This is a genomic window from Bacillus sp. AFS053548, assembly GCF_002575105.1.
Classification (GTDB): Bacteria; Bacillota; Bacilli; order Bacillales; family Bacillaceae_G; genus Gottfriedia.
In genome coordinates this window covers 172,816-185,673 of sequence record NZ_NUHI01000026.1, presented here as the reverse complement: position 1 = coordinate 185,673, position 12,858 = coordinate 172,816, and the positions used below count along the sequence as shown (strand labels likewise).

The 12,858-nt window shown below is 32.6% G+C and carries 11 protein-coding genes; all 11 read left to right on the top strand.

Going from position 1 to position 12,858, the window contains the following annotated elements:
- Positions 1 to 14 precede the first annotated feature (14 nt).
- The 11 genes from sucD (at position 15) to rpsB (ending at position 12,774) form a co-directional block, all read left to right on the top strand.
- Positions 15 to 929 carry a succinate--CoA ligase subunit alpha gene (sucD, locus tag CN946_RS14315; protein WP_098426986.1) on the top strand — a complete coding sequence of 305 codons (915 nt, stop codon included), beginning with the start codon at positions 15 to 17 and terminating at the stop codon, positions 927 to 929.
- 61 nt (positions 930 to 990) lie between these two features.
- Positions 991 to 1,857 (top strand): DNA-processing protein DprA, encoded by an 867-nt coding sequence (gene dprA / locus CN946_RS14310; protein ID WP_098861801.1) that lies wholly within the window; start codon positions 991 to 993, stop codon positions 1,855 to 1,857.
- Positions 1,858 to 2,115: 258 nt separating this feature from the next.
- A complete protein-coding gene (gene topA, locus CN946_RS14305) occupies positions 2,116 to 4,191 on the top strand; it encodes a type I DNA topoisomerase (RefSeq protein ID WP_098861800.1) in 2,076 nt (691 codons plus the stop codon).
- 192 nt (positions 4,192 to 4,383) lie between these two features.
- Complete coding sequence (gene trmFO, locus CN946_RS14300; protein ID WP_098861799.1) at positions 4,384 to 5,688, top strand: FADH(2)-oxidizing methylenetetrahydrofolate--tRNA-(uracil(54)-C(5))-methyltransferase TrmFO; 1,305 nt, start codon at positions 4,384 to 4,386, stop codon at positions 5,686 to 5,688.
- Between the two features lie 64 nt (positions 5,689 to 5,752).
- Positions 5,753 to 6,652, top strand: coding sequence for a tyrosine recombinase XerC (gene xerC / locus CN946_RS14295; RefSeq protein WP_069034515.1), 900 nt, complete (start codon positions 5,753 to 5,755; stop codon positions 6,650 to 6,652).
- Positions 6,653 to 6,699: 47 nt separating this feature from the next.
- Complete coding sequence (gene hslV / locus CN946_RS14290; protein WP_056470870.1) at positions 6,700 to 7,245, top strand: ATP-dependent protease subunit HslV; 546 nt, start codon at positions 6,700 to 6,702, stop codon at positions 7,243 to 7,245.
- An 11-nt stretch (positions 7,246 to 7,256) separates the two neighbouring features.
- Positions 7,257 to 8,648: an ATP-dependent protease ATPase subunit HslU gene (gene hslU, locus CN946_RS14285; RefSeq protein WP_098861798.1), complete on the top strand. Its 1,392-nt coding sequence runs from the start codon at positions 7,257 to 7,259 to the stop codon at positions 8,646 to 8,648.
- Positions 8,649 to 8,735: 87 nt separating this feature from the next.
- Positions 8,736 to 9,515 carry a GTP-sensing pleiotropic transcriptional regulator CodY gene (gene codY / locus CN946_RS14280; protein ID WP_056470865.1) on the top strand — a complete coding sequence of 260 codons (780 nt, stop codon included), beginning with the start codon at positions 8,736 to 8,738 and terminating at the stop codon, positions 9,513 to 9,515.
- 1,210 nt (positions 9,516 to 10,725) lie between these two features.
- Complete coding sequence (locus CN946_RS14275; protein WP_286133935.1) at positions 10,726 to 11,496, top strand: FliA/WhiG family RNA polymerase sigma factor; 771 nt, start codon at positions 10,726 to 10,728, stop codon at positions 11,494 to 11,496.
- 180 nt (positions 11,497 to 11,676) lie between these two features.
- Positions 11,677 to 11,829, top strand: a complete 153-nt coding sequence (locus tag CN946_RS23510; protein WP_176547327.1) for a hypothetical protein — start codon at positions 11,677 to 11,679, stop codon at positions 11,827 to 11,829.
- A 246-nt stretch (positions 11,830 to 12,075) separates the two neighbouring features.
- Positions 12,076 to 12,774 (top strand): 30S ribosomal protein S2, encoded by a 699-nt coding sequence (gene rpsB, locus CN946_RS14270; protein WP_056470859.1) that lies wholly within the window; start codon positions 12,076 to 12,078, stop codon positions 12,772 to 12,774.
- The last annotated feature ends 84 nt before the right edge of the window (positions 12,775 to 12,858 follow it).

The window sequence follows — 12,858 nt, the reverse complement described above, 5'->3', positions numbered from 1 at the left end:
AAGGGAGGATAAAAATGAGCGTATTCATTAATAAAGATACAAAAGTCATTGTACAAGGTATTACTGGTTCACAAGGCTTATTCCATACAACTCAAATGTTAGAGTATGGTACTAAAATCGTTGGTGGTGTAACTCCTGGTAAAGGTGGAACTGACATTGCTGGCGTACCTGTATTCAATACAGTTAAAGATGCAGTTGAAGCTACTGGTGCTAATGCATCTGTAATCTACGTACCACCAGCATTTGCTGCTGATGCAATCATGGAAGCAGTTGATGCAGAATTAGATATCGCGATTTGTATTACAGAAGGTATTCCAGTACTTGATATGGTAAATGTTAAAAGGTACATGGAAGGCAAAAAGACTAGATTAGTTGGTCCTAACTGCCCTGGTGTAATCACTCCAGATGAGTGTAAAATTGGTATCATGCCTGGTTACATTCATAAAAAAGGTCATGTAGGAATCGTATCACGTTCTGGTACATTAACTTATGAGGCTGTACATCAATTAACTCAAGCTGGTATTGGTCAATCTACAGCTGTAGGTATTGGTGGAGACCCTGTAAATGGAACAAACTTCATCGATGTATTAAAAGCATTCAATGAAGATCCAGAAACTTATGCAGTTATTATGATTGGTGAAATCGGTGGAACTGCAGAAGAAGAAGCTGCTGAGTGGGTACAAGCTAATATGGCGAAACCAGTAGTAGGATTCATTGGCGGTCAAACAGCTCCAGAAGGTAAACGTATGGGACATGCTGGTGCAATCATCGCAGGCGGTAAAGGTACTGCTAAAGAGAAAATGGCTACAATGGAAAGCTGTGGCATTAAAGTTGCACTTACTCCAGCAGTAATGGGCGAAACTTTAATTGGTGTATTAAAAGAGCGTGGCTTATATGAACAATGTAAGACACATGAAGCTTTAGTATAAGAATAATAAAACAAGTAGCCTCCGTTAGGAGGCTACTTGTTATTAGAAGAAAGGAGAATACATGAAAAATAAAATTCGACTTATTCATTTGCATCATTTTTTATTTGAAAACTATCAGGCAATCAAGAAGATTCTTCTCTATGATCCACATTTAGAAAACCTCTATCAATATTCACCCTCTACATTTAAAACTACATTTCAAATGACTTCGAAAGCAGCTGAAAAATTATATGATCAACTTCATTCAACTTCCATTTTTGATATTTTAAAAGAAAGCTATAAAAAAAATATTAAAATTATTACAATTTATGATGATGTATACCCGGATTTGTTAAGAGAAATATGTGACCCTCCCTTTGTTTTATATTTGAAAGGTAATCAAAATATCCTTAATAAACAATTTATGTTGAGTATAATTGGAGCTAGAAAACCAACTTCATTTGCAAAAATTATTTGTGATTCATTAATATTAGGTCTGATAAGAGAAAATTGTGTTATTGTAAGTGGAATGGCATCCGGATGCGATTCGATTGCACATCATTCAGCTATTTTTCACAACGGAAAAACGATTGCAGTTGTCGGATGTGGGTTAGACTATATTTATCCGAAAGAAAACGGTAACTTATTTAACGAAATTTCTTTAAATCATTTAGTTATTAGCGAATATCCATATTATATTAGACCGGAAAAAAGATATTTTCCTAGAAGAAATAGAATTATTGCTGGTTTATCAAAAGGTTTAATCGTTTTAGAGGCTAAGGAGAAGAGCGGCACGATGATTACTGCAAATTTTGCAATTCAATATAATAGAGAGGTATTTGCAGTGCCAGGTCCGATTATAATGGAAGAATATAAAGGAAATCATCGATTAATTCAGGATGGAGCGAAATTAATTACATGTACAAATGATATTTTAGAGGAATTTTAGGAATATACTAAAAAATAAAAAAATATGTTTATATTACAAAATATTGACAATACTAATGCGACTTGTGTTATTTTATATCTAAATAAAATTTGACTAATGTATAGAATAAACTATACAATTTGAAATTGTATGAAGGAAAATCAAAAATATAAATTGAACTCTTCTTATTATGAATCTATTTGAGAATACATAAGAATAAAAGAAAGAAATAAGGAATACAGAGAGTAATGAATAGGAAACTCTCGGGAGGCTTAAAAGATGGCAGAAAATTTAGTTATAGTGGAGTCCCCTTCAAAGGCTAAAACAATAGAAAAGTACTTAGGTAAAAAATTCAAAGTAATCGCATCAATGGGACATGTTCGAGATCTACCTAAAAGCCAGATGGGGATTGAAATAGAAAACGATTACAACCCAAAATACATAACAATCCGTGGAAAAGGTCCAGTTTTAAAGGATTTAAGATCTGCTGCGAAAAAAGCAAAAAAAATCTATCTAGCAGCCGATCCAGATCGCGAGGGTGAAGCAATAGCATGGCATATTGCGAATACACTCAATATCGATACATCATCGGATTGTCGTGTAGTGTTTAATGAAATTACAAAAGATGCTATTAAAGAGTCTTTTAAAAAACCTAGACCAATTAATATGAATTTAGTAGACGCACAGCAAGCAAGACGTGTACTAGATCGCTTAGTAGGGTATAACATAAGCCCATTACTATGGAAGAAAGTGAAAAAGGGCTTAAGTGCTGGTCGAGTTCAATCTGTCGCTCTTAGACTAATCATCGAAAGAGAAAAAGAGATTGAAATCTTCCAACCTGAAGAATACTGGACAATTAAAAGTAAAGCATTAACAAAGAAAGAAACATTTGATACTTCTTTTTACGGAGTTAATGGTAAAAAATTGGAATTGAATTCTGAAACTGACGTGAAAAATGTTTTATCAAAAATTAAAGGTGATCACTTTGAAGTTCAAAGTGTTACTAGAAAAGAACGTAAACGTAATCCAGCAACTGCTTTTACTACTTCCTTACTACAGCAGGAAGCAGCTAGAAAATTAAATATGCGTGCAAAGAAAACGATGATGATTGCACAGCAATTATATGAAGGAATTTCATTAGGTAGTGGAGGACAGGTCGGATTAATCACATATATGAGAACTGATTCGACTAGAATATCCGATGTTGCCGCTGAGGAAGCAAAATCTTATATAATTGATACGTATGGTGCAGATTTTATTGCTACAAATAAAAAAAGTGAAAAGAAATCAGATAAAATACAAGATGCACACGAAGCAATTAGACCGACAGAAACTTTACGTTCGCCTGATACAATCAAAGCACATGTAAGCCGTGATCAATATCGACTTTATAAATTAATATGGGAACGATTTGTTGCTAGTCAGATGGCATCAGCAGTACTCGATACGGTTAAAGTTGATTTAATTAATAATGATGTAATATTTAGAGCTAATGGGTCAGTAGTTAAATTCCCTGGTTTTATGAAGGTGTATATAGAAAGTAATGATGATGGCACAGAAGAAAAAGATCGTATCCTTCCACCGTTAGCTGAAGGTGAAAAGGTTAAATTAGAAGATCTATTACCTGAACAACATTTTACTCAACCACCTCCTCGTTACACGGAAGCAAGATTAGTAAAAACGCTTGAAGAGGTAGGGATTGGTCGACCATCAACTTATGTACCAACTTTAGAAACGATTCAAAAACGTGGATATGTTTCGTTAGATAATAAACGATTTGTACCTACTGAACTAGGTCAAATAGTATTTGATTTAGTCGTTGAGTTTTTCCCAGAAGTAATTAATATCGAGTTTACGGTTCAAATGGAAGGTGACCTTGATAAAATTGAAGACGGCAATGTAAACTGGATTCAAATCATCGATCAATTTTATAGAGGTTTTGAGAAACACTTAGAAATAGCTGAGAAAGAAATGCAAAAAGTTGAAATTAGAGATGAACCTGCTGGTGAAGACTGTGAATTATGTGGAAGCCCAATGGTATTTAAAATGGGCAGATACGGTAAGTTTATGGCGTGCTCAAACTTTCCAGATTGCAGAAATACAAAAGCAATCGTAAAAGATATTGGTGTTAAATGTCCTACATGTAAAGATGGGAATATAATTGAACGTAAATCGAAAAAGAATCGAATATTCTACGGATGTACGAATTATCCAGAATGTGAATTCTTATCATGGGATAAGCCAATTGCAAGACCTTGTCCGAAATGTGAAAACTTACTAGTTGAAAAGAAAATGAAAAAAGGTATTCAAGTTCAATGTGTATCTTGTGACTACAAAGAGGATCAACAAGTGTGAGTAATTAATTTAACTCACTTCAGACATCAGTCTGAAAATCAAATTTATGGGACTTTGTCTAAATACAAGTGTGAGCAATTAATTTGCTCACTTTTACTTTTCATATCAACTTTTAATTAAGAAATCTTTAAGAAAAAAATTATAAAATATTATTACGTAATTTTGATTGAATCAGCGTAGAAGGAGTTAACAATGAAAGAACAATTTATTAATGTAATTGGAGCAGGTTTAGCAGGAAGCGAGGCTGCTTATCAAATCGCAAAAAGAGGAATTAAAGTACATTTATACGAGATGAGACCAGTTAGACAAACACCTGCTCATCATACTGATAAGTTTGCTGAATTAGTTTGTAGTAATTCACTAAGAGCGAATACATTAACGAACGCTGTTGGTGTATTAAAAGAGGAAATGAGAAGATTAGATTCAGTTATAATTCGATCTGCTGATGAGTGTGCTGTACCAGCAGGTGGTGCGTTAGCTGTAGACCGACATGAGTTTGCTAGCCGTGTAACTGAATATGTAAAAAATCATCCAAATGTAACAGTGCATAACGAAGAAATGACTAAAATTCCTGAAGGACCAACAGTTATCGCAACAGGACCTTTAACATCACCTGAATTATCACAGCAATTGAAGGAATTAACGGGTGAAGATTATTTCTATTTTTATGATGCAGCGGCTCCAATAGTAGAAAAAGAAAGTATTGATTTAAATAAAGTATATTTAAAATCAAGATATGATAAAGGTGAAGCAGCTTACTTAAATTGTCCAATGACAGAAGAGGAATTTGATCGTTTTTATGAAGCATTAACTACAGCAGAAACAGTTCCTTTAAAAGAATTTGAAAAAGAGATTTTCTTTGAAGGCTGTATGCCAGTTGAAGTAATGGCTAAACGTGGAAAGCAAACATTATTATTTGGACCAATGAAACCAGTAGGCCTAGAGGATCCAAAGACTGGTAAGATGCCGTATGCAGTTGTCCAACTACGTCAGGATGACAGTGCTGGAACTTTATATAATATAGTAGGATTCCAAACGCATTTAAAATGGGGGCCTCAAAAAGAAGTTTTACAATTAATACCTGGCCTAGAGAATGCTGAAATTGTAAGATATGGTGTAATGCATCGAAATACGTTTATAAATTCACCGAATCTATTAGAGGCAACATATCGCTTTAAAGGTCGTGAAGATTTATTCTTTGCAGGTCAAATGACTGGAGTGGAAGGTTATGTAGAATCTGCAGCATCTGGTTTAGTAGCGGGAATAAATGCAGCTAGATACGTAATGGAAAAAGAGTTAGTCGTATTCCCAGCAGAAACTGCAATTGGAAGTATGGCTAATTATATAACGACAACAAGTGCGAAACACTTCCAACCTATGAATGCTAATTTCGGACTATTCCCTAGGCTTGATGTCAAAATTAAAAGAAAACAAGAACGATATGAAGCTTATGCAAACCGTGCATTAGAATCAATTATGAATTTTGTAGAATGTTAAGAAAATAAATTGCAAATAGCTACTTAATATGTTAGTATGTAGTGGCTTGTGAGGAGAAATTACCTTGAATATTAAAATATTGTGTCAATTATTCATTCAGTATTTACAATTAGAGAAAAACTCTTCACAATACACATTAAATAGTTATAAAAAAATTGTTGAACAATTTCTAGTTTTTATGGAGCAACAATCCATTATTTCATTTTCTTCAGTTACTTATTCTGATGTTCGTCTCTATTTAACAACTTTGCATGACAAACAGCTATCAAGACGTACAGTCTCAAAGCATATTTCTTGTTTAAGAAGTTTCTATCGTTTTCTTATGAGAGAAAATGAAGCAAAAGAGAATCCTTTTGTATTAGCGTCACTTCCTAAAAAAGAAACTATGATACCAAGATTTTTATACAAGGAAGAACTTGAAAAACTATTTAAGATTAGCGATCTAGATACGGAACTTGGACAAAGAAATCAAGCTCTTTTAGAATTGCTATATGCTACCGGAATCCGAGTAAGCGAATGCTGTAATTTGAAATTAAAAGACATAGATTTTCAAATTGGGACTATTTTAGTAACGGGCAAAGGGAATAAACAGCGGTATATTCCCTTTGGCAGTTATGCAGAAAAAGCTCTTCATACATATATAGAAGATGGCCGAAATAGACTGATAGTAGCTAACAAGCAAATGAATGACGATCTTTTTTTGAATCACCGTGGTACAAAACTAACGGCAAGAGGTGTCCGTGGTATTTTAGAAAAAATGATCAAAGATACTTCGTTGACTAATAAAATCTATCCACATATGTTAAGGCATACCTTTGCTACGCATATGCTTGATAACGGTGCTGATATTCGTAGTGTTCAAGAATTACTTGGACATGAGAATTTATCATCTACTCAAATCTATACACATGTAACGAAGGAAAGATTACAAAAAGTATACAATTTACATCATCCTAGAGCATAAATTCGCTCAATTTTAGAAATTAATCGACATTTCTAAGGAGGATTCACATGTCCAATTTTCATGCTACAACGATTTTCGCAATCAGACACGATGGTAAAAGTGCCATGGCTGGTGATGGCCAAGTAACTTTTGGAAATGCAGTAGTAATGAAGCATACTGCAAGAAAAGTTAGAAAGCTTTTTAATGGAAAAGTTTTAGCTGGCTTTGCAGGATCTGTTGCAGATGCATTTACTTTATTCGAACTTTTTGAGGGCAAGTTAGTTGAATATAATGGTAATATTCAACGAGCTGCTGTTGAATTAGCAAAAAAATGGAGAACAGATCGAGTATTACATAAACTTGAAGCATTGCTAATCGTAATGGATCATAATTCATTATTATTAATTTCTGGTACTGGTGAAGTAATTGAGCCTGACGATGGAATTCTTGCAATCGGTTCTGGAGGGAATTACGCCCTTGCAGCAGGCCGTGCGCTAAAGGAAAACGCAGGGGAAAATCTTTCAGCAAAACAAATTGCATATGCTAGTTTAAAAACTGCAAGTGATATTTGTGTTTATACGAACGGAAATATAATTTTAGAAGAATTAGAATAGGAGAGTGTATTATGAGTACTTCTTTCACGCCTCGTCAAATTGTTGAAAAACTTGATCAATATATTGTTGGACAGCAACAAGCGAAAAAAGCAGTAGCAATTGCACTCAGAAATCGATATCGTAGAAGTTTACTAGAAGAGTCATTCCGTGATGAAATTTCACCAAAAAATATTTTAATGATTGGTCCAACTGGTGTTGGTAAAACTGAAATTGCTAGAAGGATGGCAAAACTAGTTGGCGCGCCATTTATTAAAATTGAAGCTACTAAATTTACAGAAGTTGGATACGTTGGTAGAGATGTAGAATCAATGGTTCGTGATTTAGTCCAAACTTCTATTCGAATTGTAAAAGAAGAGCGTATGAATAAGGTGAAAGATCAAGCTGAAAAAAATGCGAATCAAAGATTAGTAAAACTTCTAGCACCAAGTATGAAAAAACAAGCTTCATTCAAAAACCCACTTGAGATGCTTTTTAATCAAGATTCACAAAACTCGAATGCTGAACAAGAAGAGAATGACACAGAATTAACATCTAAAAGAAGAAATATAGAATTTCAACTATTATCTGGAAAACTAGAAGAAGAACTTGTGTCTATTGAAGTAGAGCAACAACAAGCTCCGATGCTAGATTTTATGCAAGGAACTGGAATGGAACAAATGGGAATGAACTTCCAGGAGTCATTAGGGAGTCTATTTCCAAAGAAAACTAAAAAAAGAAAACTTACTGTTAAAGAAGCTCGTAAGATTTTAACGAATGAAGAAGCTCAGAAATTAATCGATATGGATGAAGTAGCTCAAGAAGCAGTTTATAGGGCTGAGCAATTAGGTATTATTTTCATTGATGAAATTGATAAGATTGCAAGCAAACAAAACTCTACTCAAGATGTTTCGAGAGAGGGAGTACAAAGAGATATCTTACCAATCGTTGAAGGAAGTACAGTTGTGACAAAATATGGACCGGTTAAAACGGATCATATCTTATTTATTGCAGCTGGTGCATTTCATATTTCAAAACCATCAGATTTAATACCTGAATTACAAGGTCGCTTCCCAATTCGTGTAGAATTAGGGAAATTATCTGTTGAAGATTTTGTTCGTATTTTAGTTGAGCCTGATTTTTCAATTATTAAACAATATAAAGCTTTATTGTCTACAGAAGGTATACAAATCGAATTTTCTGACGATGCTATACGTAGAATAGCAGAAATAGCATTTGAAGTTAATCAGACTACAGACAATATAGGAGCAAGAAGATTGCATACTATTATGGAAAAGCTTCTTGAAGACCTATCGTTTGAGGCTTCTGAAATTCAAATGGGAACAATTATGATTACACCTCAATATGTAAATGAAAAGCTCGCAAATATTGCAAAAGATAAAGATATAAGTCAATTCATTTTATGATTTAGCTAAAGAACATTTTGAATTCAGCCATGAGATTGCTAAGAAGTTCAAAGGAAACGTACAATTAAATAGGAGGCATTTAGAAAGATGCAATTATTAGAAAAAACAAGAAAGATTAATAAGTTATTACAACAATCTGCAGGGAAGCCAGTTAACTTTAAAGAAATGGCAGATACATTAGAAGAAGTTATTGAATCGAATGTATTTATTTTAAGTCGTAAAGGGAAATTATTAGGTTACGGTCTGCACCAAAAAATCGAAAATGAGCGTATGCAAAAAATGTTCAGCGATCGCCAATTCCCTGAAGAATATACACAAAACCTATTTAATATTAATGAAACGTCATCAAATATAGACATCAATAGTGAACATACTGCATTCCCAGTTGAAAATAAAGATTTATTTTCTGGCGGTTTAACAACTATTGTACCAATTATCGGTGGTGGTGAGCGCTTAGGTACTCTTGTTCTAGCTCGTATTAATCATGATTTTGAAAATGATGATTTAATCTTAGCTGAATATGGCGCTACAGTAGTAGGTATGGAAATTCTACGTGAAAAAGCAGAAGAAATTGAAGAAGAAGCTAGAAGTAAAGCTGTTGTACAAATGGCTATTTCATCTCTTTCTTATAGCGAATTAGAAGCAATCGAACATATTTTTGAAGAATTAAATGGCTATGAAGGTTTATTAGTAGCAAGTAAAATTGCTGACCGAGTAGGAATTACAAGATCTGTTATCGTAAATGCACTACGTAAATTAGAAAGTGCTGGTGTTATCGAGTCAAGATCACTAGGAATGAAAGGTACTTATATTAAAGTACTAAATGACAAATTCTTATTAGAGTTAGAGAAATTAAAATCTAACTAATTAATAAAATCACTTCATAAAGAAGACTAAAAGATAAAATTAAGTATAAACCTTTTCTCAATGAATAATTGGGAAAAGGTTTTTTTGTCTTTATTATGTTTAAAATTTTGCATATTTCTATATTGGAATAAAAGGATTAAATAAATAGTGACTATTTCCTATTGGAAATTATGGTATGATTAAAAAATATTTACTTGATTATAGTGATAAAATTTAATAATTATTTGTTTTTTTCGGATACAATTTTTAGAGTGAATTTGATAATAGTATTGTAATGGTATTTTCTACTTTTATACTGTTGGCTGTTTTGAAATATATTGTTGTTTTTAGTATATGTCTGTTTATTTCCACTCTAGATACATACTCTCCTTAAGACGAAGTTAAAGAAGTAAAATAACAAGTAAGTAGGGAAGTTTTCTAGATCTACCCTACTTTCTTTTGTCTTAATCCAATTTTTATGTCTACCTCGTTAAATTTAATAAATTTTTGACGTAAAAAGTTAATTACTGAACAACAATATTCAATAAAGGTTACTTTTTTACTAGTATAAATTAATGAATTTAGTACTGTTTAAATTTGTTCTTTATTAAGTAAAACTAAAATCATCTTAAAAAAACATCTATTATATTAAAAATAGATTTCTGGAATATAGGAACAATTATTTTAAAAAAATGAAAAAATATATTTTTTTATTGTGTTATAAAAAGTTTCACATTATTTTAAAGAATGGGTGAATAAATTAAAGAGTTTTAATAATATAATTTTTAAAAGGATAGAAATGAGAGCAATTGAGTTTTTGTCATACTTGAGGCATAAGCACGCGAAATGGATTGATTCGTAAGGAATATTCAATAAAATTAATAGATTCATATTTATTACTATTTAGCCGTTTAATAATAGGGGAATTGAAAGGCTAAATAGTAATAAAAGAAGAATTTGATGAATTGATTCTAGATTTATTGTAATCTCCTTTGATGATTATTTGATTAGAACGAAAAGGTAGCTCACTCGACTCCTTGGGAGACATGATATTACATATTTAATTGGGAACTGCATATTCAATAGTAAGAATTAAACTTGAGTAAAGTTTTAATTCCTTTTATTAAAATGTTGCCTAAAAAATTAATTTACACCAAAAATCACTATTTAAAAACAAATTGTCAATCAAGTATTAAACATAATATGGTAATTCGCTGAGGTGAAAGACGTGTTGCAAGTTCAAAAAAATGTTTCACAAAGTTATTGGAAAATGTGGATTGAAGATCGTGATTTAAATGCCGGAGATGCGTTAATGCAGATCTATATGCCACTTGTTCACTTTCAAGTAAATCGTATAGCTCAAAGATTACCTTCAAGTGTCAGCAGAGATGATTTACACAGTTTAGCGATGATGGGCCTATATGACGCACTAGAGAAATTTGACCCGAAAAGAGATTTAAAATTTGAAACATATGCTTCAATTAGAATAGGTGGTAATATATTGGATGGTCTACGTAAAGAAGACTGGTTACCTAGATCAATTAGAGATAAAGCAAAAAAAATTGAATGTGCAATTGAAAAGTTAGAACCGGCTCTTGAACGAAAAGCTACACCTGAAGAAATAGCACTTTATACTGGTTATTCTTCGATGGAAGTTGTTAATGTCATAAATGATGTGTTTTTCTCAAATATGTTGTCTGTTGATGAACAAATCAAAGATGCTGGAGATGGACAAGTTAATTTTATTCATACAATAAAAGATCATGAAACATTAACACCAGAAGAAATGCTACTGAAAGATGAACAAATAAGGTTGCTTGCCAAGACGATTGTAACTGAATTAAATGAGAAAGAGCAGTTAGTAATAAGTTTGTATTATCATGAAGAATTAACATTTACTGAAATTGGAACAATTATTAATTTATCGACTTCTAGGGTTTCTCAGATCCACGCTAAATCTATTTTTAAATTAAGGGATCTTTTAAGTAAAAATAATATATAGGAGCATTGTAAACTCTACGTTGAATTCATTTAGGATTTTTAATTCTAGTTAGAAATGATTAGTATAATGCTTTTTAAGACTATTTATATTTGTATAGTGGGAATCAACCTCACATTACTTACTATATTGACAATTTCTTATTTAACTATTTACTAAATTATGAAGAAGAATACGATTAAGTTGAATAAATTAACAAAAATTCCCAATACTGATAAAGATTCAATTGTTGGTACAGGTGAATTCTCAATTCTAAATCACTTAATTTATTGCTTTCAAGTGTTAATCATTTCGTATGGAAGAATAGCCCCAATTCGAAAAATAGCAGTTCGATGATCTAAAAATAACTTTCTATGGATGAAAATGGAAGAAGGATTTATTTAGTGATAAGGAAAAGCCACCATTGTTGAAACTTCGACAATAATTTCTCGTTTTCTCTTGATAATTAATGATGTATATGCTATAGTAGTCCATGGTGTTAATACACACGCTTGCCGATTTTCTTATTGGTGCTACCCAGTTTGGGAGTGATAGGAGAAGAAGACGTGAGCGGAGGAAAAAGAACCATTAGGAGGAAATAAAATGTCAGTAATTTCTATGAAGCAATTATTAGAAGCTGGTGTTCACTTCGGTCACCAAACACGCCGTTGGAACCCAAAAATGAAACGTTACATCTTCACTGAGCGTAACGGTATCTACATCATCGACCTACAAAAAACAGTTAAAAAGGTTGAAGAGTGTTACAACGTAATGAAAGGTATCGCTGCTGAAGGTGGAAACATCCTTTTCGTTGGTACTAAAAAACAAGCTCAAGAAGCTATTAAAGATGAAGCAATCCGTTCTGGTATGTACTTCATTAACCAACGTTGGTTAGGTGGAACGTTAACAAACTTCCAAACAATCCAAAAACGTGTTAAACGTTTAAAAGATATCGAAAGAATGCAAGAAGATGGCACTTTTGAAGTGTTACCTAAGAAAGAAGTTATTCAACTTAAAAAAGAATTAGAACGTCTTGAAAAATTCTTAGGCGGAATTAAAGACATGAAGCAACTTCCTGATGCATTATTCGTAGTTGATCCTCGTAAAGAGCGTATCGCTGTTGCTGAAGCTCGTAAGTTAAACATTCCTATCATCGGTATTGTTGACACTAACTGTGATCCAGATGAAATCGATCACGTTATCCCAGCAAACGACGATGCTATTAGAGCTGTAAAACTTCTTACATCAAAAATGGCAGATGCGATTCTTGAAGCGAAACAAGGCGAAGAAACAACTGCTTAATGAGAAATTGAAAGGTGATAAGAGGTTTTAGCCTTTTATCACCTTTTTTTAAGGTTAAAATAATCGAAAATTGTTTACCTTATA

Coding starts and splice junctions, on each gene's coding strand:
- sucD (WP_098426986.1), top strand. CDS start 15: ATGAGCGTATTCATTAATAAAGATACAAAAGTCATTGTACAAGGTATT.
- dprA (WP_098861801.1), top strand. CDS start 991: ATGAAAAATAAAATTCGACTTATTCATTTGCATCATTTTTTATTTGAA.
- topA (WP_098861800.1), top strand. CDS start 2,116: ATGGCAGAAAATTTAGTTATAGTGGAGTCCCCTTCAAAGGCTAAAACA.
- trmFO (WP_098861799.1), top strand. CDS start 4,384: ATGAAAGAACAATTTATTAATGTAATTGGAGCAGGTTTAGCAGGAAGC.
- hslV (WP_056470870.1), top strand. CDS start 6,700: ATGTCCAATTTTCATGCTACAACGATTTTCGCAATCAGACACGATGGT.
- hslU (WP_098861798.1), top strand. CDS start 7,257: ATGAGTACTTCTTTCACGCCTCGTCAAATTGTTGAAAAACTTGATCAA.
- codY (WP_056470865.1), top strand. CDS start 8,736: ATGCAATTATTAGAAAAAACAAGAAAGATTAATAAGTTATTACAACAA.
- rpsB (WP_056470859.1), top strand. CDS start 12,076: ATGTCAGTAATTTCTATGAAGCAATTATTAGAAGCTGGTGTTCACTTC.